General features: G+C 40.3%; 26 protein-coding genes. 1 reads left to right on the top strand and 25 read right to left on the bottom strand.

Annotation, left to right across the window (positions count from 1 at the left end; genetic code table 11):
• Positions 1 to 20: 20 nt before the first annotated feature.
• The 11 genes from G628_RS16265 to msrA form a co-directional block, all read right to left on the bottom strand.
• Positions 21 to 1,151: a phosphoribosyltransferase domain-containing protein gene (locus G628_RS16265; protein ID WP_051199000.1), complete on the bottom strand. Its 1,131-nt coding sequence runs from the start codon at positions 1,149 to 1,151 to the stop codon at positions 21 to 23.
• 311 nt (positions 1,152 to 1,462) lie between these two features.
• The gene (locus tag G628_RS0103150) at positions 1,463 to 3,136 is read right to left on the bottom strand and encodes a vWA domain-containing protein (RefSeq protein ID WP_026667096.1); all 1,674 of its coding nucleotides are present in this window, start codon (positions 3,134 to 3,136) and stop codon (positions 1,463 to 1,465) included.
• Positions 3,133 to 3,939: a hypothetical protein gene (locus G628_RS0103145; RefSeq protein WP_026656036.1), complete on the bottom strand. Its 807-nt coding sequence runs from the start codon at positions 3,937 to 3,939 to the stop codon at positions 3,133 to 3,135. The genes G628_RS0103150 and G628_RS0103145 overlap by 4 nt, the downstream gene beginning before the upstream one ends.
• A complete protein-coding gene (locus G628_RS0103140) occupies positions 3,936 to 4,346 on the bottom strand; it encodes a hypothetical protein (protein WP_026656037.1) in 411 nt (136 codons plus the stop codon). Before G628_RS0103140 ends, G628_RS0103145 begins: the two co-directional genes overlap by 4 nt.
• 382 nt (positions 4,347 to 4,728) lie before the next feature.
• A complete protein-coding gene (gene trxA, locus G628_RS0103135) occupies positions 4,729 to 5,046 on the bottom strand; it encodes a thioredoxin (RefSeq protein WP_027208427.1) in 318 nt (105 codons plus the stop codon).
• A gap of 42 nt (positions 5,047 to 5,088) precedes the next feature.
• Positions 5,089 to 5,259: a hypothetical protein gene (locus G628_RS18650; protein ID WP_155833758.1), complete on the bottom strand. Its 171-nt coding sequence runs from the start codon at positions 5,257 to 5,259 to the stop codon at positions 5,089 to 5,091.
• A gap of 82 nt (positions 5,260 to 5,341) precedes the next feature.
• Positions 5,342 to 5,674 carry an SDR family NAD(P)-dependent oxidoreductase gene (locus tag G628_RS16260; protein ID WP_196803697.1) on the bottom strand — a complete coding sequence of 111 codons (333 nt, stop codon included), beginning with the start codon at positions 5,672 to 5,674 and terminating at the stop codon, positions 5,342 to 5,344.
• 24 nt (positions 5,675 to 5,698) lie between these two features.
• Positions 5,699 to 6,868, bottom strand: a complete 1,170-nt coding sequence (locus G628_RS0103120; protein ID WP_027208426.1) for a hypothetical protein — start codon at positions 6,866 to 6,868, stop codon at positions 5,699 to 5,701.
• Between the two features lie 2 nt (positions 6,869 to 6,870).
• On the bottom strand, positions 6,871 to 7,278 hold the full coding sequence (locus G628_RS18835; RefSeq protein WP_051198998.1) for a hypothetical protein: 408 nt from the start codon (positions 7,276 to 7,278) through the stop codon (positions 6,871 to 6,873).
• Positions 7,279 to 7,358: 80 nt separating this feature from the next.
• On the bottom strand, positions 7,359 to 8,012 hold the full coding sequence (locus G628_RS18380; RefSeq protein WP_081670537.1) for a metallophosphoesterase family protein: 654 nt from the start codon (positions 8,010 to 8,012) through the stop codon (positions 7,359 to 7,361).
• Between the two features lie 21 nt (positions 8,013 to 8,033).
• Positions 8,034 to 8,525, bottom strand: a complete 492-nt coding sequence (gene msrA, locus G628_RS0103105; protein WP_027208425.1) for a peptide-methionine (S)-S-oxide reductase MsrA — start codon at positions 8,523 to 8,525, stop codon at positions 8,034 to 8,036.
• Between the two features lie 133 nt (positions 8,526 to 8,658).
• Between msrA and cobI the strand changes: the two genes are divergently transcribed.
• Positions 8,659 to 9,318, top strand: coding sequence for a precorrin-2 C(20)-methyltransferase (cobI, locus tag G628_RS0103100; RefSeq protein WP_027208424.1), 660 nt, complete (start codon positions 8,659 to 8,661; stop codon positions 9,316 to 9,318).
• 13 nt (positions 9,319 to 9,331) lie between these two features.
• On the opposite strand, the gene G628_RS0103095 is transcribed toward cobI, so the two are convergent.
• The 14 genes from G628_RS0103095 to G628_RS0103030 all read right to left on the bottom strand — a co-directional run bounded on the left by G628_RS0103095 (position 9,332) and on the right by G628_RS0103030 (position 20,995).
• Complete coding sequence (locus G628_RS0103095) at positions 9,332 to 10,012, bottom strand: Pr6Pr family membrane protein (protein ID WP_155833757.1); 681 nt, start codon at positions 10,010 to 10,012, stop codon at positions 9,332 to 9,334.
• A gap of 193 nt (positions 10,013 to 10,205) precedes the next feature.
• Complete coding sequence (locus G628_RS17915; RefSeq protein ID WP_051198997.1) at positions 10,206 to 12,368, bottom strand: DUF6055 domain-containing protein; 2,163 nt, start codon at positions 12,366 to 12,368, stop codon at positions 10,206 to 10,208.
• 296 nt (positions 12,369 to 12,664) lie between these two features.
• A complete protein-coding gene (locus G628_RS0103085) occupies positions 12,665 to 13,198 on the bottom strand; it encodes a transcription repressor NadR (RefSeq protein WP_026656047.1) in 534 nt (177 codons plus the stop codon).
• An 8-nt stretch (positions 13,199 to 13,206) separates the two neighbouring features.
• Positions 13,207 to 14,058 (bottom strand): carboxylating nicotinate-nucleotide diphosphorylase, encoded by an 852-nt coding sequence (gene nadC / locus G628_RS0103080; RefSeq protein ID WP_027208422.1) that lies wholly within the window; start codon positions 14,056 to 14,058, stop codon positions 13,207 to 13,209.
• A 2-nt stretch (positions 14,059 to 14,060) separates the two neighbouring features.
• Positions 14,061 to 15,371: an L-aspartate oxidase gene (locus G628_RS16240; protein WP_026656049.1), complete on the bottom strand. Its 1,311-nt coding sequence runs from the start codon at positions 15,369 to 15,371 to the stop codon at positions 14,061 to 14,063.
• On the bottom strand, positions 15,371 to 16,282 hold the full coding sequence (gene nadA / locus G628_RS0103070; protein WP_027208421.1) for a quinolinate synthase NadA: 912 nt from the start codon (positions 16,280 to 16,282) through the stop codon (positions 15,371 to 15,373). Before nadA ends, G628_RS16240 begins: the two co-directional genes overlap by 1 nt.
• Before the next feature lie 404 nt (positions 16,283 to 16,686).
• Positions 16,687 to 17,442: a tRNA threonylcarbamoyladenosine dehydratase gene (locus G628_RS0103065; protein WP_026656050.1), complete on the bottom strand. Its 756-nt coding sequence runs from the start codon at positions 17,440 to 17,442 to the stop codon at positions 16,687 to 16,689.
• Between the two features lie 137 nt (positions 17,443 to 17,579).
• The gene (locus tag G628_RS16235) at positions 17,580 to 18,176 is read right to left on the bottom strand and encodes a DUF4143 domain-containing protein (RefSeq protein ID WP_051198996.1); all 597 of its coding nucleotides are present in this window, start codon (positions 18,174 to 18,176) and stop codon (positions 17,580 to 17,582) included.
• The gene (locus G628_RS0103055; RefSeq protein WP_026656051.1) at positions 18,142 to 18,357 is read right to left on the bottom strand and encodes a hypothetical protein; all 216 of its coding nucleotides are present in this window, start codon (positions 18,355 to 18,357) and stop codon (positions 18,142 to 18,144) included. The genes G628_RS16235 and G628_RS0103055 overlap by 35 nt, the downstream gene beginning before the upstream one ends.
• A 158-nt stretch (positions 18,358 to 18,515) precedes the next feature.
• Positions 18,516 to 18,827, bottom strand: coding sequence for a type II toxin-antitoxin system PemK/MazF family toxin (locus G628_RS0103050; RefSeq protein ID WP_026656053.1), 312 nt, complete (start codon positions 18,825 to 18,827; stop codon positions 18,516 to 18,518).
• On the bottom strand, positions 18,824 to 19,066 hold the full coding sequence (locus tag G628_RS0103045; RefSeq protein WP_034462088.1) for an AbrB/MazE/SpoVT family DNA-binding domain-containing protein: 243 nt from the start codon (positions 19,064 to 19,066) through the stop codon (positions 18,824 to 18,826). Before G628_RS0103045 ends, G628_RS0103050 begins: the two co-directional genes overlap by 4 nt.
• Before the next feature lie 94 nt (positions 19,067 to 19,160).
• Entirely contained in the window at positions 19,161 to 19,712 is a 552-nt protein-coding gene (locus G628_RS0103040) for a flavin reductase family protein (protein WP_027208420.1), read from the bottom strand.
• A gap of 27 nt (positions 19,713 to 19,739) precedes the next feature.
• Complete coding sequence (locus tag G628_RS0103035; protein ID WP_026656056.1) at positions 19,740 to 20,219, bottom strand: YbaK/EbsC family protein; 480 nt, start codon at positions 20,217 to 20,219, stop codon at positions 19,740 to 19,742.
• Positions 20,220 to 20,545: 326 nt separating this feature from the next.
• A complete protein-coding gene (locus G628_RS0103030; RefSeq protein WP_026667079.1) occupies positions 20,546 to 20,995 on the bottom strand; it encodes an Hsp20/alpha crystallin family protein in 450 nt (149 codons plus the stop codon).
• Between the last annotated feature and the right edge of the window lie 12 nt (positions 20,996 to 21,007).

The raw sequence follows: 21,007 nt of genomic DNA, 5'->3' as shown, positions 1-21,007 counted from the left end.
ATTTGTTTTAAGCCAAAAGCTTATCCCCGATACAGAACAACTTTTTCGTTTCTTTCTTTGAAAAGAGCCTCTATAAGGCTGTGTCTTTCGCAAAAAGAATCACGTTCGCTGTCAGTAACAACAATTACCATGTCATATTTCTTGAGATTATATATGTAGCTTTTCCTATCATTGGCATAAAAGCTCTTTATCCTATAACCGCTTTTTATCGGATATCCATCCGCCCTGCAGATTCCTATAGGACTGCGGGTTGTAGAATAGGTATAAACGTTGGCCTTTGTATTCCTCTCGATTATCTCGCCAAGAACTATTGCAGGATACATGCACTCTTCCGTTCCGAGTATCAGGATACTGCTGCAATCACATTCTTCTGCCAATTTCTCCTGGATCACATAATCATATGCAAACATCTTGCAGTTTTCCACATATTCCCTTGTATTTACCCCAAGTCTCGGATTCATAAGATTTACGCGTGAACTCAGACTCTCATATCTTCCCACGCCTATTTTCTCATTTATTTCATCCGCTTCGCATATGTCGTATTTTTCCACATCCTTGGAAAAATCGGTATCATCCGGCTTAATAAGTGAAATAACTTCTATGCCGTCTGCTTTCATCTTTTCGTTTTCTTCTTTTGTCGCACGGTCAATGATCGATGCCACGACCAGCTTCTTTTTACCGATTTCCGGATATTTCTTCTTTAACTGTTCTATGTAGTTGATTATTGGTTCATCAGTTGAGATCTCATCATCAACAAATACGATAGTCTCTGTATTCGCAAACCATTTCTCCAGATGTGAAGCAAGCAGCCTTTGATCGGTAACATGACTCTTTTCCTCCTGGAACTCGATCCATTCCGATTCCTGCAAAATATTGTCTCTGGTCGTATGAATATAGATACAATCATCCGGCATTTCTTCTGCAACAGCCATCCCCACAGCAGTTGCAGTTTCCGCAAAGCCTATCACAAGCCTTGTCTCCGGATATTTTTCGCTCACTAATTGTCCGAATGAGCGAAGCATGTCCATAGCATCAGATGGTTTTACCGGCAAATGCTTGCCCTGTAAAGGATCCACCAAAAGATATGTTTTTTCCGTATCGTGAAAACACTTCGCCAATCTCAACAGCTCATGTTCTGTATAATTCCTCACTTTATCTCCTTGTAAACATATCCCCACTCAAATACTCTTTCCTTTTTAGCGTTATCTGTAAAAGCACCGCAGTTAACCTTGTAGTAACCTTTGCTCCTTAAGTACACTTATATCATACTTATAATGATTACACAATAATTAACTGTGTGTATTTATATTTTACATATTTTAATATGATTTATCAACTAAAAAATATAAATTTTTTTCAACAAAATTGAACAAAAAAACTGTCGCCCGAATCCACTGAATCCATGGGCGACAGTCCTCATTATTACATAATTACATTATTGTTTTATTATAAAAACACATTATTACAGATTTACATTAAACAGGTTTCTGAGCTGGTTTACAACGTCATCACTGTTAGCTTTGATCTGAGCCGCTTCGTTGATACCCGAAAGTGTCTCAAGATCTTTTACATTGTCATAGTTGTATGCAATGCTGTAAACAGGGATCTTAAGTCCGCCGACAACATCTGTGATACGCTCCAATGAATACCCCGTATTCTGGTCACCGTCTGTAAGAACAAACAGCATAAGCTTTGCATCAGGAACCTGCTCCTTATAATCCTCGAGCATCTGCATACCTGTAAGAACCGCGTCATATGTTGCAGTTCCGCCACCTGCAGAAAGATTTTTTACCTCACCAGAGAAGTATGCTCTCTGCGTTGAATCAAACTGAGCTATCGGAAGATTTACAGAAACTCCGTTTGAATAGCTTACAAGTCCGATATGATGATCTGAACTTATATATGAAGATGAACTTATAAGTGACTGCTTAAGTGAATTAAGAGGCTCACCGTCCATTGATCCCGAAACGTCTGCAACGAATACAGCTACAATGGGCTTACCACCGTTTTTGTTCTGCTTCCAAACTTTCTGTGCAGCGATATAATCAGCACCTGACATTCCTGTGTCCTGAGCGGCATAATCGTCATCCTGATTGAATCCCTTATCAGTAGCGAGCTTCTGCATATCAGCGCTCTTGCAGAACTCAACAAACATATTTGCTGCTGCCTTTTCCTGATCGTTAGTCCACTCAAAAGTATATACAGGATGATCGTGTCTTATTCCAACAGGAGTATAAATGTAATTCTTGAGCTCAGGAGTGTTTGAATAAGCCTGTCTCTCCATTACCATCGCATTTATGATGCCTTTTGCAGCCTGGTTTCTGAGAACCGCTGTTGTGTAAGCAACCGGAGGAGATTTCTTCTGATACTCCATAAGTGCATTTGTAGCGGTATCTGAAAGAGGATTTGAAGCATCAAATGATGCAAGCATCGCACAAAGAACGTTAAGTCCTGTTGATGATGTGTAAGGATTGGTATATGCAAAAGTAATATCGCCTGCGTTTGCTGCCGCAAGAACATTTCCTACGGTAACATCGCCGTACTTTTCCTTAAATGTATCAAAAACATCTTTTTTAATAAGGATACCTGCAGTATTGCCTGCTATACGGTCGGCAATTGTCTCAGTCCTGCATCCCGAAGCATCAAGCATCATGCCCCATGCGGCATTACTGGGAATGAATACGTCAGGCTGATAGCCGCCTGCTGTAATGTATGTTACAACTTCACCTGATGTGATCTTACGAACCGATACAGAAACGCTGTTGCCGTCTATCTCATAGCCTGCCTTATTAAACTTCTCGGCAACTTCATTTATCCAGTTATCGGGAGCATCGGCTGAAAGCTCTGTTGCAGCGGCAATCTCGATATTGATCTGTCCGTTACCTGTAACAGTGATCGGAAAAGTATCGATATCTGCAAGAGTGTCTGCTTCAGAAACATCTTCGGCGTAGATATCCAGAACAGGATTTGAATTGGTATCAACGGAAACCTGTGTCATAAGAGACTTAAGTTCCTTTTTGGCCTCGTCCTCGGTAAGTTTGCTCACAACACCATCATTGTGACCGTTGCTACATCCAACAAGCGATGTTGTAACCATTGCCGTGGCAAGCAACATTGATAAAACTTTCTTTTTCATGAATAAATTCCTCCCTCTTCTATCTGCGTAGTAAGAGCATTCTTATATACTTCAACCTCATTTATGCTACTTCCACTGTCTCCCTGCGAGTTGAGGAATTCAGTTACCGCAACAATAAACTCCTTTGTAGTCTGTAAAAGTCTGTTGTTATCTTCTGCACAATTCTTAGCTGTAAGTTCAACAACATCAAGATCGTTCTGTGTATTCGGGCTCGAAACCGTCATTATATTAAGAAGCTTTCTGACATTTCTGCAGATATGCTGCTCAACGCCGTCAAGGACTTCCTCTGTGTCCCTAAGTGCATCCGCACCGTTGCTGTCCAAAAGATTTTTTAGCCTGAGCTGGTAATCATCCATCTGCGCCATAGTCTCTTTTACACTCTTAAGCGCTACGTCCATCTCCTCTGCTTCCTTCGGATTAGTCGGCGAAACGACGCTCAGCCACTTATCACCCTCTGTGATCAGACTGTTCCTGATCTGAACAGGATCAAGCTTTCCCTTCACTTTCAAAACAGGACCTGCGTTTGAATCGGCAGACTCAACCGATTCCAGTTTCCTAAGTTCAGCGCGCGATTTAAGGAGGATAGCCAGTGTACCCGCACCTGCGGCAATTCCCACTATCAAAAGAATAGTCGTAAGTGCCGAAAGCACTCCGAAAAGACGTATTCCGGCGTAGACAACAAGTATGTCCGTAAACAGTCCGACTACTATCTTCAAAACAAGTGCGACAACGAAAATAGTCGCTCCGATTCCAAATCTAACTACATTCTTTTTAAATTTATCCAGTAAAACATCTTTATTCATGTAAGCTCCTTAGCTGCAACCTGTAGGTCGCTACACCTCTTCAATATTTCTGCCATAAGTACCTGTTTACCTGATTCATCCAACGCTTTAAGCGATACGCTTATTGAATCCGCGACCCCCGAAAGCTGCCCGTGCAAGCCATCAAGTAGCAATATCTGCTGCATTATCACCTGTTTCGTTACGCTATCCGATTCGTCAATCCCTGATAGTGTGTCATTCATATCGGCCTTTAGAGCCTCTATCATGGATTTAAGATACCGTAATCTCGGCACAAGCAATCTTAACTGCATATCGTCGCCCGTTTGGGTACAGCCGGATATCTTATTCAATATATCCTGAAGCGAGTCCTGTATCTTAGCTATCTCATCAGGATACTGCTGTATTTTCCCTGCAAGTCGTTTGTCCATTCCTAATCTCCCAATAATAGCGCACAAAAAAAGAGCCACTTTCCTAAAAATACTAAAAAAGTGACTCTTAAAGTCTTAAATTTTCTGCCTGCCATCGCACTTTTTATCGATTTTACATACAAAAATATTAACCTTTATGCAACATTATATTCATTTTTGGTGCGACTTTCAACATATATTTTTTTGTCAGATACCCTCAAGAATTGTCTTAAGGTAATCCATGTATTTGTAGTATTCTTCGTCTGTGCTGAGGTGCTCAAGTATTATAGGCATGTCCTTGTCTAAGTTTTTTCATCATCCAGTATGCATCTGCGTATGTGCCGTCGGAATATTTCATACTGTCGGGGAAAGTGCCGTTACTATATCATATTTTGCCGAGTACTTATAGCATTTCCTGTAATTTAGCCGCAAGTCTGTCCTTGGGAACGGCGCCCATCTCATCAGAAACAAGCTCACCGTTCTTGATGAATGCAAAGTACGGAATGCTCATAACTCCGTATTTCTGCGCAAGTTCCGGCTGCTCATCTACATTAATCTTACCTACTTTCACCTTGCCGTCATACTCTTTTGCAAGGTCCTCAACTACAGGTCCCATCATCTTGCAAGGTCCGCACCAATCCGCATAGAAATCGATAAGTACCGGTACTTCACTGTTCATAACTTCTGTATCAAAATTTTCATTTGTAAATCTGTATTCCATCTTTTTTACCTTTACACCCACTAATTGCAGGCGCCTTTCTTTTTACTTGTTTGAACTATTATTTTTTTCAATCTTCTCTGCAATTACCAGATAACAATATCCAATCCCCGCATAAATAGCGTAAAGCAGCGGAGGAATGATAACATAGATGACGCTTTTCTTTTTGATTCCAGCACCGGGTGCAATTACAAAATCGTGTGTAATTGTATTCATGACGCATACCTCTTTATCTGTAACATTTATTCCGCTTGAGCTTTTACAAAATTATATTGCACACAATCTAAAATGTCAAGCATTAGAAACTTGCGCCCATGGCGCCAAGCCCTTCCTTCGTTTCTTGTCTGTCCAAAGAAATAAAACCTGCATTATTTACAAGTACGTCTATCTTCTTATATTTTTCTTTTACCCGGGAAACAAAAGAACGAATTGAATCATAATCCCCAAGATCGCAGAGCATGAGTTCAAGCTGTCTGTCCTTTTTTTCGCTCAGTTTCTGAAGTGCTTCTTTGCCGCGTTTTTCACTCCTGCACAGCATTATTACCTTAGCACCTTCGTCACTTAGCGCCTCCACCGTAGCCATTCCCACACCGGAATTTGCCCCGGTTACTATTGCGAGTTTGTTATCCATTCGTCCCATAATCTACCTGCGCTTTCAAAATCTTATCGTACTAAGATTAGTTCCCGACGCAAACCTTTCATACATATCGATTTTTCTTTTATACATTTCAACCACAAATTCTATTCTTTCTTCACTAACCTGTGAGTCTTTGTGATACATTTCTTTTATATATTCAGCGTTGGGTAATTTATGAACATCTACTAATTTCCTATTCTGAACATACTTAAGTAATTCCAACTCTTTTTCCTTAAACCCTTGTGAATCTTGAGACAGTACATACTTATCAGTAACCGTCACTATGTCTCGTCCAGCCAACATACTTTTTCCACTATCATAAATCGGTGCCATAGAAATAAACTTAAGATTATCGGCATCGCGCAAAACTGAAATGTTTGTCAAATGTCTATCGCGATTACTGAATATAAAATCAATCAAGATTTCAAACTCTAAATATTCTCTTACTATATTCCTATCTAAACCATTTTTTTCGCATACATTTATCAGATGCTCATACCCTGAAATATTATTTGGTTTAATTTCACTAGTCATTACCGCATAAGCAGAAACAAGTTCTTTTTTCTGAGAAGTAAAAAGTCCTGATATACATCCATAATCATAGCTTTTTCCATCAATATGAAGGAGCTCGTACTGAACAGCTTCTCTTCCCTGCGCTTTTATAGCTTCGCTTATAATAACCTCATTTATACTCTCGCTGGAATAAATATCATGATTCCCTTTTACAAGTTTCCTTACACCATCATCTATAATCCATGTCTTTTCTAAATTTCCCTGTAGAGAAGAATTTGGCTGATATTCATCAACTTCATCATCATTATAGTTAATTTTCCCAAGTAATAAATTTTCCTTAAAATCATTATCAAACAGATTTACATTTTCCCATGTAAGTCCCGATCCAATAGGCCTTATCCAATAATAGTCAGTAAGACTAAGCCCTAAATTATGCGTAAGAAATAATCCGTTCGTTTCAATTCCATTATCCCTAAGCATCTTTTCAATCTTACCCTGCTTAATAGGAATAGCACGATCACGCCACCATTCTATAATTCCCTTGGGATTGATTCTATTCTGCAACGGCAAAAGAGCTGTATTCTCTTTCTTACCCAGCTTAACAATATTTCCATCTTCACCAATCTGAAGCATCATTATTTCTTCATTTTTTCGCATTAAGGTATACATAGCCATATTTATTCACCGCCCAGCAATTCATTTTCATATTCATTTTCCAATGACATCCACGCATAATCTGAAATAAAACTACTTGGCACATCCTTCTGAAAATCTAGTTTTTTTATCATTCGAACACCATCAGCAATATAATCAATTTCATAATGATCATCACTTGATAAAAGTAGCTTTCCAGAAATATCATACTCATCACTATGAGTAGTCTCTATCAAAGACTCTCCTCTGTCTCTATATATTGCTTCTGAAATGGCTCTATTAACAAATTCACCCATAGTTTCACCCATGGCGTTTGCATGAGCTTTAATGAAATCAAGATTTCCCTTTTCCGTGCGTACCCTAATCTGATCGGTAGAATTCACATATCTTCGTGTGGCCTCTTTTTGTGCCTCTGTATAAATTGCACCCATCTTTTTCCTCCAAAAATATAGATACACTATATCTACAATTATAGTGTATCTATATCAATAATAAATGTCAAATTAAGCTTCTATGAAATCCTCTGCAAGATTCCCGCCACATCAACTCCAGGATGTGTGAGGTACATTCGACAGATACTCTCTGCAAGTTCTTCAGATATTTTAAGTTTCTTTGCGATTTCCTGATAGGACTTTCCGCTATCAGTCATGGACATTGCTTTGGTAATAATCCTATCGATGTTCTTGGGAAGTTTGGATTCTGTGGTTGATCCCGAAGTCGCAATAACCATCTTCTTAAATTCAAAATCCTCACGTCCATTCACCTCAAGAATCGCATACGATATTTCTTGTCCTGGTCTGCGCTTTCCGCAGCATCCGGGGTTAAACCAGACTACGCCTTCCTTCTCAACAAGGCTATATTTATGGCTATGTCCGTATATAACTATAGAAACTTCTGCCGGAAGCTGAGTTATCTTACCCTTGTTGTGAATCACAAATATCTTATTACCGAGATAATCCAAAGTAGCACTCTCAGGAATATCTTTTGCCCACTCTTTATCCGCATTTCCTCTAACAACCGTTACCGGCGCAATTTTCTCCAGCCCCTCGATCACGCTTTTATCATCTATATCTCCTGCATGAATTATGTAATCCACACCGCGTAATCCTTCAATAACTTCCTGTCTCAGAAATCCATGCGTGTCAGATACTATTCCTATGCGCATAAATATCCCCCTCATGCCGCTTTACTCAGCTTTTTTTCTTCCTGACTCTATAAGTTCTTTCTCAAAAGCCTCCGGGTTCTTCAGATAGTAATCCTGATGATACTCTTCCGCCTCGTAAAAATTCTTATAGGGCAAAAGAGCTACATGCGTCTCTTTACCTGCGTTCTTTTCAATCTCTTCGAGTTTAATACTTGCCAGATTCTTTTCATCTTCATCGTTATAGAAAATCGCAAGAGTATATGAAAAACCTTTATCAATAAACTGGCCTTCGGAGTCGAACGGATCAACGTTGGCAAAATAAATATCCAACAACTTTTCAAACGAAACTTTCTCAGGATCGTAGACAAGCTTGATTGTTTCTCTATGACCTGTCTTCTGATGCTTTACCTGTTCATACGTTGGATTTTCTTCACTTCCACCCGCATAGCCACAGATTACCTTGTCAACTCCGTACATCTTGTAAATCGGCGTAACGCACCAAAAACATCCGCCCGCAAAATATGCCTCTTTCATTTTATCTTTCCTCTGTTCCTTATATAATCGAATTTAATAAGCACTGATTGTAATAAATCCATGCTTTATTATAATATATCGTAGCTTATGGCAAAACGAATTGTTTTTTAATAAAAGTGCAAAGGAGTTTATGATGAGCGAAGTGTTATATGCAATAGGCGTTGGCCCGGGAGATCCGGATCTGCTTACATTAAAGGCTGTTAAGACATTAGAAAAAGTAGATGTGATTGCTTGTCCTGCAAAAGATAATGAACCGGGAATCGCATATACAATAGCCTTGCAAGCCTGCCCCAATAAAGCATCGAAGAAAACGCTTTCTCTTAATTTTCCGATGCAAAAAGAAAACCTGACGGATGCGCATAATAGTGCCTCAGAGAAGATTATTGCAGAACTAAGATCCGGCAAGAGCGTAGCATTTCTTACTTTAGGCGATCCCGGTTTTTATTCGACATTTTCCTACATTTCCGATGCGGTAAAAAAATCCGGTTATAACATCGAAATTATAACCGGAATTCCTTCTTTTTGCGCTGCGGCCGCCAAAATTGGATTATCAATTGCCGAAGGTGATGAAGCTGTAATGATCACAGCCGGCGAATACAAAACTTTTAACGGAACGCTTATAATCATGAAAGCCGGCAGTAAACTAAAAGAGTTGAAATACGCAATAAGAAATGACGGAAAAACTGCATATCTCATTGAAAACTGCGGCATGCAAAATGAAACTGTTTATTCAGGTGTGGATGCAATACCAGATAAAACAGGCTATTTCTCTATACTAATTGTAACCGCTTAATTATAATTTAGGATTACTTACTCTTTTTTCCCATATGATCCACTATCACCAGATACACATATCCCATGATGATAAGGAAAATAAGCAATGCCAATATCCACCATACACATCCCATAAAAGGTGACTCTTTTATAAATCCAAACGCTCCGGCAGGACTTCCCCAATTTAGGAAAAAGTATGGGTATGTATTTCCTTCATAGAAATCCCAACCTCTGACATAGCCTATTCCGGCATATATCACATATATAAGCGGCGGAATGATCACGTAAAGGACATCCTTCTTTTTGAACTTTACTCCGGGGATGATAACAAAGAAATCTGCAATGGACGCTATCGGAACAACAATATGCGCAAGCACGTTATGCAGATCCCATGCTTCCGGTCCCGAGGCCGGCGCAAGTACCGCAATAAATACAACGCCTGTGAGTGTAATGGCAACAGTTCCCACATACTTCACAATGTAATGTAATTCGCTTATCTTTTTGTTTTTCACGATCAAGTATAAGCCCACAGCGCATATAACCGCTATCACAATATTTGATTGATTGGTGAAATACATAAAGATATTGAGGCCGCAAAAGAATACATTTCTGTCTCCGTAAGCACTTATGCCGGTTCCGATAAACGCAGACAATATTACGATCACCTTTAAAACACAGCTAAGCTTTTTTTGGGTGCTTGTCATTTCATTCATGTAGTATCCTTCTCCCTTCCTGCAAAGTCCTATATGTTCTCTCTTTCTTTTTATACTACATTCTTTATAAAAAAATAGCCATACATATCTATTCGATATATACATATATTATAAACGTTTTTTTGTAAAAAGGCCTCATCAAACTGTATACCAGCCTGATAAGGTCTTTTAATCATATTTCAGTATTTATTTATCAAAATCCGAAGAATCTCTTTATTATTGCTCCTATTATCTTCCAGATCGAACTTCCGGAATCTTCTTCCTCAAACATGTAGTCAAAATCTACTGTATCGGTTCCCTGCGTGCTTGTATCAAATCCCTGAGTGTTGCCGCATGTATTTCCGTTTGTATATCCGGGTCCTATCGGTGAAGGCTTGTATCCTGTACTGTCACCACCACAGGATGTATCTGTCGGCCATGTTCCGTTATTGCAATTACCTTCTGTTATTCCGAACGGCCAATTACCGTTGTTTCCGTTATTACTGTCTAAGCCGTTATTGCCACTGTTGTCATTGCTGCTATTATTGTTGTTATTATCGGATGATGTATTATTGTCCTTGTTATTGTTTTCATCACCACGATAATTTGTATCGGTTGAAACTCCTGAGCTGATCACATCATCTTTCTTGTCAGATGTGTCTGTAGGCTGAGCAGTATTTCCGTTTGAAGCACTGTCAGTTGCATTCTTATTTGCGTTATCCTTGTTATCGGTTACCTTTTGAGAATCAGTCGATGTTTCTTTATTTCCGTTGTCCTTATTTGAATTCTCTTTATTGGCATCATCCTTATTAGCATCTTCTTTTTTGTCATTATCCTTATTCTCGGTAACCTTCTCGGACTCTGAAGGTGTCTCATCAGTCTTCTTGTCAGGTTCAGGTGTTACCGCTGAAGTATCTTCCTTCTTCTCAGGTTCGGGTGTTACATCTTCTTTTTTCTCTTCCTGAGCAGGTGTAGGTGTACCGTCAACGCTTGATATCTTAACTTTATATGTAAATCTTGTATCGCTCTCAGTTGTCTTTGAGTTCCAGTCTGTGTGATATCCCTTAAGTCTGTCGGGTGTTGCACAAACTACAAGATAAGCCGCCGTCTCATCGCCATGAAGTGCGATTGTTCCTTTTCCGCTGCTGAAAGTCTCTGAATAACGAGTCTTGTTGTCAGCTGTATTTGTAACCAATGTTACTCTGAAATCAGAGCCCTGTACTCCTGATGTGTTAACGAAGTCTGCAGAGATTCCGCCCTTCTTAAGATCAACATTAAGAGGGATTACATTAAATCCGGTCTGCATAGGAGCCTTGTTTGCAGGAACTGCCTGGTAGCCCTGTGCATCTGCTCTTTCAAGAGTTGTATAGATCTTCTCACGATTTCCGGGTTCTCTCAAAGTCTCATTGTTGAGATGCTCAAGATAGAACTTCTGTCTGCTGAAATCCATAGTTGCAAGTCTCTTTGACATTCCGCCGAGGATTGTCTTGATTGGCACTCCTGAAAGTCTCTCGATTGTTGCATACATGGAATCGTCTTTCTGCTTGTTTTCCAAGATCTTATGAATAAGATCCATTCCAAGTCCCTGGATGTTATCAGGGTTCTCTGAAATATAAAGGAAGATTGGCCATGTGTCATACCAGTTGAGCATATGAGGCACATAGTAATCCGCATTTATCAAATATGGTGAAAAGAAATCCGAATAAGGTCCAAACTTCTTACCATGATAGCAATAATATTCACTTCCGAGGAACTGATCTCTGAACCAGTTAGCTGTTGACTCGTACCAAGGATAGTCGATTGTTCCGCCCTGATAGTAAGTAAACACATGTGCAAGCTCATGAGGAAGTACCCAGCTTGGATTAGGATCGGATACTACCATTGCTCCCGGTGCAACAAAAAGGAATCCAAAACCCTCTCTGTCGGTGTTCATATATGCCCAGTTATCTTCAAAGGCTCTAAGTCCTGTATTTGAAATATATACGTTAGTCTTGAATTTTGAATTGCCCGATACTCCGATATCTTTCATCTTAAGTTCCTGAGTATAAAAGGCGTAGATGTTTTCAAGATTTGTCAGATTTCCCTTGATGAATTCCTCATCAATTCTAATATTAGTTGAGTTGCTTTTTCCCCATATGATCTGGAAATGCTCAGAAGCCATACGGTTTACGCTGTTGTCAGAAAGTGAATAAAAAGCATCACGTACTTTGTAAGCGTCATTTCTTGTAAGATCGACAATATTTGAAGAAGCGACAGGTGTTGTTGAGATAGTGTTAACCGGTGCTGCTTCTATATCAATACTTTGAACCGGCGAAATTGCCAGCACCGCAGCCATTCCGACTGCCGTAAAAGTAGATAATAAGGTTTTTTTGTTCATATTGTACCCCCAATAGCAATGTAGGTAGTGTCATACATTTTATAAGAGACATTGCTAACGGGCATTTAACAATTTTTCGTAAATCAAAATGCCTCAAAAAATAAACTTTTTCAGTAAATATACCCCCAACGTCTAAATACTCAAGTTTCTCTCATAATTAACTCGACACCAACTATTAATATATTTGTTACAAATATTACTTTACCATTAACCTTTTATGAAATCAACCAATATAGGCTCTGATGTGTCGCACAATATGCAACAAAAAAGGAAACGCCTCGCAGCGTTTCCCATACTTACTTATTTTTTGAGATCCAATCATCAAGCGGTAACCAGTATCCCTTGGCCTTCAGCTCTTCTTCGATTATATCAAGCGTAGCTTCATCATCTGCGCTTATTACGTGATAATGATATCCACTTGTTGCAGAGCTTAACGTTTTAGATTTACCGGATTCAATCGCTTCCATAAATTTTTTTGCCTCACGGCGCGAACTGACATTGAGTGGTGCCTCCAGCCTGTTATAATATCTGTGATTTATTATAGTGCTCTCTGCACATCCTCCGTTATCAACTATCGTAAACAACTCATCCAGAATCTGCTCATCTGTGTGCCGGCTCTTTATTATCCTTTCACATCTGCTATCTGAATTAATGATATACCCTCGATTAGTGGATATAATATTTACACCGTTTGCCCTGATAAGTGCAATATCCGTGACCACCACCTGGCGGCTGACTTCCAACTGTTCAGCCAAAAATGTACCGGACACAGGCTTGTCAGATTTTTTTACAATCTCAATTATCTTATTTCTTCTGGCCTGTCCATCCATATGCCCTCCTATATTACGTGCAAGTTCTTCATTGAAATATCCAAGATCGGTGCCGCATAAGTAAGAGCACCACTTGATACATAGTCTACTCCACTATCGATAATATTTAAAATGTTTTCTTTTGTAACATTTCCGGAACACTCTGTTTTTGCACGTCCGTCAATGATCTTAACGGCCTCTTTCATTGTAGCAGGATCCATGTTATCAAGCATGATGATGTCTGCGCCTGCTTCTACCGCCTCTTTTACCTGATCAAGTGTCTCTGTCTCAATTTCAATCTTTCTTACAAAAGGAGCATATTCCTTAGCAAGCTGTATAGCCTTTGTTACAGAACCTGCCGCACCGATATGATTGTCTTTTAAAAGAATTCCGTCAGAAAGATTGTATCTGTGATTCTGACCGCCGCCGCATTTTACCGCGTACTTCTCAAAGATTCGCATATTGGGCGTAGTCTTTCTGGTATCAAGAAGAACTGTCTTGCTGCCTTCAAGAAGAGCTGCAACCTGATGTGTATATGTAGCAATTCCGCTCATTCTCTGAAGATAATTAAGCGCAACTCTCTCACCTGATAAAAGAACTCTTACGTCGCCTTTTACCTTTGCCATAAGCTGACCTTTTTTGACTTCATCGCCGTCTTCGACATATTTTTCCACAACAACGCTGTCATCAAGAATTTTAAATACTCTCTCGTAAACATCCATACCGCAGATGATTCCGTCCTGCTTACTGATAAGCTCAACTTCACCGTCCTGCGCCTTTGGCATAACAGCGTTTGTACTTACATCCTCACTTGATATATCTTCTCTGAGAGCCATCCTTATCAGCTCATCAGCATTTAACTTCATGGTAATATCGTTCATTTTTATACAGCCTCCTCTTTTAAAGCTCGTAATCTGGCTTCTTCTTTTATTTCTTTTACCACCATCTTGTGATATTTTTCCATAATTCCCTGAAGATCCTCATAATCATCAAGATTAACCAGATTATCAAAATCCTCTGTCTTTTTAAATTCCGGTACTGTCATAATATCTGCTGCCGCACGTTTTGCGAAAACAAGACTCTCCAAAAGAGAATTGCTTGCAAGACGATTTCTTCCGTGTACACCGTTACAGCTTGTCTCTCCGATTGCATAAAGCTGCTCCATAGTGGTCTTGGAATCCTTGTCCACATATATTCCACCCATGAAATAGTGCTGTGCGGGCACAACGGGAACCCAAGTCTCCAATGGATTAAATCCCGCTTCGGCACAGTGCTTATATATATTTGGAAAGTGACTTAAAATCTTTTCTTTGGGAATCGGAGAAAAATCAAGCCACACATGCTCTGTTCCCTGCTCTTTCATCTTGGCAAATATCGCATTGCTGACCACATCTCTCGGCTGAAGCTCATCTGTAAAGCGCTCGCCGTTCTTATCACGAAGCACCGCGCCTTCGCCTCTTACAGACTCTGAGATAAGAAAACTTCTGCCACTTTGCTTTGTAAAAAGAGTAGTCGGATGAATCTGCACATAATCGCAGTTCTCAAGTCGCACATTGTGATACAAAGAAAGCGCAAGTGCATCTCCCGATATATGACGGTAATTGGTTGAATGCTTGTAAACACCGCCCAATCCTCCGCAGGCAAGAACCGTCACATCCGCTTCGATAGCTTCTGCTTTACCGTTCTCATCCGCAACTACAATACCATAACATACATTGTCTTTGCATACCCAATCCACCATTGTAGTATAGTCGATCAATGTGATGTTCTCTCTCTCCTGCGCTCTTGCCAACAGTTTACTTGTAATCTCTCTTCCTGTGACATCAGCATGAAAAAGAATTCTATTGTCTGAATGAGCACCTTCCTTTGTAAATACAAATTGCCCATCCTTTTTCTCAAATTCCACTCCATAGCCCTCAAGATCGTGAATTATCTGCTGAGAGCTCTTTATCATGATCTCAACGGATTCTTTGCGGTTCTCGTAGTGTCCCGCTCTCATGGTATCCTCGAAATAAGAGTCATAGTCGTTATCGTCTCTTAACATGCAGATTCCGCCCTGAGCCAAAAAGCTGTCGCTTCCGTCAAGTGCATCTTTTGAAATGCAAAGGATCTTTTTATCCTGCGGAAGACTAAGTGCACAGAAAAGTCCCGCAGCACCTGTACCTACTATTACAACATCATATTTTTTTTCCATTATTTTGCCAGCTCCAACATTCTCGAAAGAGGCTTTAACGCAGCCGCCCTCGTATCATCACTTACTTCAACCACTCCCGTGTTGTCTCTTAAGCAATCTCTTACTTTCTCAAGAGTTACCTTCTTCATATTCGGACAAGTCTGTGTACTTCCTGCCGAATAGAATTTTTTGCCGGGATTGTTAAGTTCCAACTCATATAGCACTCCGAGCTCTGTTGCAACGATGAACTCTTTGCTGTCGGACTTCGTGGCATAATCTATAATGCCAGCCGTACTTCCGATATAATCCGCATACTCAAGCGCTGCAGAGGTGCACTCGGGATGTGCAAGAACTTCCGCACCGGGATGCTCCTCTTTTGCCGCCTTTAGATTCTCGGCTGTGATTCCTTTGTGTACATGGCAAAAGCCGTCATTAAATATAAAATTCTTTTCCGGAAGCTTAGATGCGATATATCTTCCGAGATTTTCATCGGGGATAAAAAAGATATTCTTATTAGGAAGAGATTTTACGATCTTCATTGCATTTGAAGAAGTCACGCACACATCAGAGTGTACCTTCAGCTCAGCAACTGAGTTGATATAACATACAACCGCAACATCATCATACTTCTTTCTTACCTGCTCGATGCGCTCAACATCTGCCATATGTGCCATCGGGCAGTCCGCCTGCATATCAGGCATAAGCACTGTCTTATCGGGATTAAGAATTTTTGCCGATTCTCCCATGAAACTTACTCCCGCAAAAACTATTGTTTTTTTATCCAATCCTGCTGCCACCTTTGCAAGATAATAGCTGTCTCCGACATAATCGGCAATTTCCTGCACCCAGTCAGTAACATAATAGTGAGCAAGGATCACTGCGTCCTTCTCTTCCTTCAGCCTTTCAATTTCCTCAATTATTTTACTTGTCATACATAGCTCTCCCTTTTATGAGTCATACATTGGTTTCCACAAGTCTACCACATGTAAAGTCTACTGACAAGACAGTTGTTAATTCACTTGAACATTGGCGTGTCAAGGGGACGGTTCTTCCCCTGTCTGCAAATACGGCAACTTCAGATCCCGTAACTTTTGCATCGATTTTCTTTTCATCAAGCTTCACACCTTTCATAAGCGCACTACGATAACAAGCTCAACTAGACTCGAAAGAACCTCGCCAAGTTGACTTGCGTGGTTCGCACTAAGCTCGTAAAATACCTCGCTAAGTGCTCTACACAAAAAAACTGTAGTAGAAATTGTTTTCTTCTACTACAGTTCATAATTTAACTTATAAATTTGTGCTTTTTATGTGGTTTTAAAAAATTCCCGAAATGGCATCATTTGCCTGTGATGTCATTGATTATCTCACCTGCGATGATAAGTCCCACTACTGAAGGAACAAATGCAGTCGATCCGGGGATATCTCTTCTCTCCGTGCATTTTCTTGCTGTTCCCGGAGGGCAGATGCAGTGCTGTCTGCAACTTATCGACATATCCTCATACGGTCTTATCGGCTTTTCCTTGGAATATACTACCTTAAGAGATTCGATACCTCTTTTCCTGCATTCACGTCTCATAACCTTGGCAAGCGGACAAATTGAGGTTTCATATATGTCAGCCACCTCGAACATTGCCGCATTTACTTTATTTCCGGCACCCATTGATGAGATGACGGGCACGCCTGCGTCTCTTGCTTTTTCTATTATTGCAAGCTTACCTGTAACCGTATCGATTGCATCGACAACGTAGTCATATTCTGTAAAATCAAACTGATCCTGAGTATCGGGAAGGAAAAAAGTCTTGTATCCTCTGACTTCGCAGTCGGGATTTATCTCATGTATACGCTCTTCCGCAACGTCTACCTTATATTTTCCGACTGTTTTCCTTGTTGCAAGTATCTGACGATTTATATTGGTAAGGCACACCTTGTCATCATCTATAAGATCAATGGCGCCTACTCCACTCCTTACAAGAGCTTCCACGACATAACCGCCGACTCCGCCTATTCCGAAAACGGCGACGCGGGAAGCCTGCAGCTTAGCCATAGAATCTGCACCATATAACAACTGTGTCCTTGAAAACTGATTAAGCATCACAACCTCATTCTCAGGGAGTAATTCCCTCTATCTACTTCATTAACTAATTAGCCAAATCATAATATCATACTTCATACTAATTGCAAAACACAAAATAGCGGCAGTTTGCTATAGTTACACCTACGCCATCGCCATCAATTATATTTGATATAGCTATCAATATTCCATTCCAAGTACAAAGGAATATTGTAAGTTGTAGTAGATTCGCACAGATTCTCGGCTATATTCTTCCGGGATAATTTCAATCCTTTCTTTGGTTGATATTTCCTGCAAAACTGCCTATAGCTCTTTGCCTGCGTATTATCTGCCGCTTTTACTTCTACCGGAACGATCTCGCTTTCCTCTTCATAAATAAAATCAACCTCTGCCGTATTTCCTGAACGCCAGAAAAATGGCTCTTTTCCAAGCGACTTAAGCTCATTTAAAACATAATTTTCTGCAAAGGCACCTTTATATCTGACGTAAAGATCTGTCTCTTCCAATATCGTATTCACAGATACTTTGGATTTGGCTCGCAACAAACCGATATCAGACATATACACCTTAAAATATGTTTTATCAGCCGCACCTTCCAACGGTAATTCCGGCTTCTCAACCAATTCTGCTTTAACAAGCAAACCTGCATCTACCAGCCACTGTAACGCATCCTCCAATTCTGCTGAGCGCTTTCCATCCTTCTTGGCGCTATCGCCATTATCAGTATATTTTCTCGATTTTTCCTTCGATTCCATACATGCGCATGAACTCTGCAAGATCGTCATCTCCCCTGATAAGCATGACTTCCTCAAACGCCCCTGTATGTATATCTCGGAAGCCCGCGACCTGCTCGCCGTTACATATGCTTGCTTTGATAACAGGACGCAGGTTCTCCCTGTCATATGTTTTTATTTCTCTTTTTTTCTTAAAAAACATATCGGTTCCTCCATCCTATATCATTTCTATATATCAAGAAGACGGTTCCAATGTCACAACCGTCCCCTTGACTTTTAATCTTGCTTTTCTAATCACTTAATCTCTTCAGGTACTAAAACTCTGGTGGAATAGCAAGCACTCCGGTTCTTCAACAAATATCAAGCATACTCTAAAATTCCTTGAACCGCATCGGATACATTCATAATATCCTCATATGCAAGGAGATCTACTCTTTTACACCCTCTTGCCTTAGGGTCAATTGCTTTTATCTGTTCACAAATTACTGTTCCCGACTCACCTTTTTTCCCACATATCGGAATATGTATAGGACCGGCCTGAACATTAGGAAGCATCGGACATACATGGAATATTCCGGTTGCCTTTATAAATGCATTTTTACTAACTATAACAAAAAGTTGTTTTTTATAACCTGTAATCTTTATAATGTCGCCCTGATAATACTCGTTCATAAAATCTCTCTTCCTACCGGCTCGCCCCAATCAAAATCACTGACCGTTATCTCACCGTTATATTCTGCCAGTCTTTCTTCAAAAGTTTTATGAACAAACTGTTTTCGGAGCACAATACTGTCATTTTGTACTTCTATGTCCAATACATCAGAAACCTTCAACTGAAGTTTTTCCAAAATATCCTTAGGTATGCGTATTCCCTGGCTGTTACCCCATGTCCTTATTGCTACTTGTTCCATGAAATCACCTCCTCGAATGTATATACATTATACGGTATATCCGCCATGTCTTCAACAAAAAAGACGATGAGTCTTTTAACTCACCGCCTGAACCTTACTTCAATTTTGTACCATCCTTAAAGGCATTGCCCACCTTTTTTCCAATTCCGTAATATGCATTACCGAATGGATCAAAACTTATCGGCTTAACTTTTGTGACGTCAACAACTCCGTCTGTCACTACGCTTTCATCTGCTGAGACATTTACGATTTCTCCGACAAGAATGCCATCTTCAAAACTCTTTACTTTACACTCAAGAGCAACAGGAAGTTCATCAATTAAAGGAGCATCAACAAACTCGCTCTTTGTTGCGTGAAATCCGGCCTTTTCAAATTTATCAGGTACTTTTCTTCCTGATTCTATACCGACATAATCGCTTGGAATCACCTGCTCTTCTGTAGCAAGGCTTACTGTGAAAGCTCCTCTCTTTGCGAGATTGTCAGTAGTCTTGTGTTCAGACAAACTGATCGATATTTCTTTAAAATCAGTGGTTATGCCCCAGGCAGCATTCATAGCATTCGGCACTCCATTCTCATCATATGTTGCAATGATAAGCACCGGCTGCGGGTACATAAGTGGTTTTGCTCCAAAATTAACTCTGCTCATCTGCTTCCTCCTTTAACACAAGCTCTTTTACTCAGTATCTTCCCATCCCTTGCATACATCGCACCAGCCTTCGGCGCCTGTAACCGCTTCGAGCTCCGAAGGTGTAATCCTGACGGAAGTAAACTCATTTCCTCCTGCCGGATGGACATATTCAAAACGCTTCATGGAAACGTCAAGCCAGATAGGGATATCATCAGCTATAGCAAAAGGACATACTCCTCCCGGCTGAAATCCCGTAATACTCTCCACCTGATCTCTGGGGATCATGTGAGGTTTAGTATGAAATAGTGTCTTGAACTTCGAACTGTTAACTCTTCCATCGCCTGCCATTACCACAATTACAGGTTTTTCATCAACAACAAAAGACAACGTCTTGGCAATCTCCGGCTCGGTACAGCCTATCTGCTGTGCGGCATGTTCCACCGTATCAATCGTTTCTGCATGCTCTGTAAGCCTGTCACCAAGGTTGTTGGAGATAAGAAACTCTTTTACCTTTTCATTAACCATTTCTACTCACCCCTCACATTTATTTAGGAAAAGAAAAATATCTACGCCACCATTATATCGCTACCCACGCGCTTTTTGCGTAAACATTTACCTATTGCCGGTGATAGCCGGAAGTTATAGCACCTACTGCTTTCCATGCAGTCCGGGCACATCTCATTTCCATATACTTTTAACATATTAAAGCATACTTCATGATCGAGAAGTCCTTCTGTCTCAGCCGTAAGAACTGTTGCTGTAGATTTAATACGAACACGCGCATTAAAAACAAAGGCCCTCCGCCATTCATAATAATGAACAGCGGAGGGCGAAATGTGATTATTATGTTGTTAGCCTTCAATGGCTATAAGGTTCTTTTCAGGGATTTTTTCCATTGCCTTTTTAGGAATGGTAAGTTTCAAAACCCCATGTCTGTAGGTGGCCTCAATGTCTTCTTTCTGAACATTCTCACCAACGTAGAAGCTTCTTGTCATTGATCCCGCGTACCTTTCCTGTCTGATGAGTTTTCCTTTCTTGTCATTCTCATCCTTATCAAGGCCTTTGGCTGCATTGATGGTAAGATAGCCTTCATCCAGCTCTACAGTGATCTCTTCTTTCTTGAAACCGGGAATATCAATTACTACTTCGTAGTTGTCATCTTTTTCCCTGACATCGGTCTTCATCATCCTGCCGGCTCTTCTTCCGTAGAGCTTCTTCTCCATGTTGTCGAATTCCTTAAGTTCCGGGAATCCAAACAGGTCATCCATAAATTTTTCTTCGAAAATACTAGGTACTAACATAATTCTTACCTC

The sequence above is a fragment of the Butyrivibrio hungatei NK4A153 genome, assembly GCF_000424465.1.
GTDB classification, from domain to species: domain Bacteria; phylum Bacillota; class Clostridia; order Lachnospirales; family Lachnospiraceae; genus Butyrivibrio; species Butyrivibrio hungatei_A.
This window is presented reverse-complemented; position numbering and strand designations above follow the sequence as displayed.

Coding starts and splice junctions, on each gene's coding strand:
- G628_RS0103150 (WP_026667096.1), bottom strand. CDS start 3,136: ATGAAAAAGAAAGTTTTATCAATGTTGCTTGCCACGGCAATGGTTACA.
- G628_RS0103145 (WP_026656036.1), bottom strand. CDS start 3,939: ATGAATAAAGATGTTTTACTGGATAAATTTAAAAAGAATGTAGTTAGA.
- G628_RS0103140 (WP_026656037.1), bottom strand. CDS start 4,346: ATGGACAAACGACTTGCAGGGAAAATACAGCAGTATCCTGATGAGATA.
- trxA (WP_027208427.1), bottom strand. CDS start 5,046: ATGGAATACAGATTTACAAATGAAAATTTTGATACAGAAGTTATGAAC.
- G628_RS18650 (WP_155833758.1), bottom strand. CDS start 5,259: ATGAATACAATTACACACGATTTTGTAATTGCACCCGGTGCTGGAATC.
- G628_RS16260 (WP_196803697.1), bottom strand. CDS start 5,674: ATGGATAACAAACTCGCAATAGTAACCGGGGCAAATTCCGGTGTGGGA.
- G628_RS0103120 (WP_027208426.1), bottom strand. CDS start 6,868: ATGGCTATGTATACCTTAATGCGAAAAAATGAAGAAATAATGATGCTT.
- G628_RS18835 (WP_051198998.1), bottom strand. CDS start 7,278: ATGGGTGCAATTTATACAGAGGCACAAAAAGAGGCCACACGAAGATAT.
- G628_RS18380 (WP_081670537.1), bottom strand. CDS start 8,012: ATGCGCATAGGAATAGTATCTGACACGCATGGATTTCTGAGACAGGAA.
- msrA (WP_027208425.1), bottom strand. CDS start 8,525: ATGAAAGAGGCATATTTTGCGGGCGGATGTTTTTGGTGCGTTACGCCG.
- cobI (WP_027208424.1), top strand. CDS start 8,659: ATGAGCGAAGTGTTATATGCAATAGGCGTTGGCCCGGGAGATCCGGAT.
- G628_RS0103095 (WP_155833757.1), bottom strand. CDS start 10,012: ATGAATGAAATGACAAGCACCCAAAAAAAGCTTAGCTGTGTTTTAAAG.
- G628_RS17915 (WP_051198997.1), bottom strand. CDS start 12,368: ATGAACAAAAAAACCTTATTATCTACTTTTACGGCAGTCGGAATGGCT.
- G628_RS0103085 (WP_026656047.1), bottom strand. CDS start 13,198: ATGGATGGACAGGCCAGAAGAAATAAGATAATTGAGATTGTAAAAAAA.
- nadC (WP_027208422.1), bottom strand. CDS start 14,058: ATGAACGATATTACCATGAAGTTAAATGCTGATGAGCTGATAAGGATG.
- G628_RS16240 (WP_026656049.1), bottom strand. CDS start 15,371: ATGGAAAAAAAATATGATGTTGTAATAGTAGGTACAGGTGCTGCGGGA.
- nadA (WP_027208421.1), bottom strand. CDS start 16,282: ATGACAAGTAAAATAATTGAGGAAATTGAAAGGCTGAAGGAAGAGAAG.
- G628_RS0103065 (WP_026656050.1), bottom strand. CDS start 17,442: ATGCTTAATCAGTTTTCAAGGACACAGTTGTTATATGGTGCAGATTCT.
- G628_RS16235 (WP_051198996.1), bottom strand. CDS start 18,176: ATGGAATCGAAGGAAAAATCGAGAAAATATACTGATAATGGCGATAGC.
- G628_RS0103055 (WP_026656051.1), bottom strand. CDS start 18,357: ATGTTTTTTAAGAAAAAAAGAGAAATAAAAACATATGACAGGGAGAAC.
- G628_RS0103050 (WP_026656053.1), bottom strand. CDS start 18,827: ATGAACGAGTATTATCAGGGCGACATTATAAAGATTACAGGTTATAAA.
- G628_RS0103045 (WP_034462088.1), bottom strand. CDS start 19,066: ATGGAACAAGTAGCAATAAGGACATGGGGTAACAGCCAGGGAATACGC.
- G628_RS0103040 (WP_027208420.1), bottom strand. CDS start 19,712: ATGAGCAGAGTTAATTTTGGAGCAAAACCACTTATGTACCCGCAGCCG.
- G628_RS0103035 (WP_026656056.1), bottom strand. CDS start 20,219: ATGGTTAATGAAAAGGTAAAAGAGTTTCTTATCTCCAACAACCTTGGT.
- G628_RS0103030 (WP_026667079.1), bottom strand. CDS start 20,995: ATGTTAGTACCTAGTATTTTCGAAGAAAAATTTATGGATGACCTGTTT.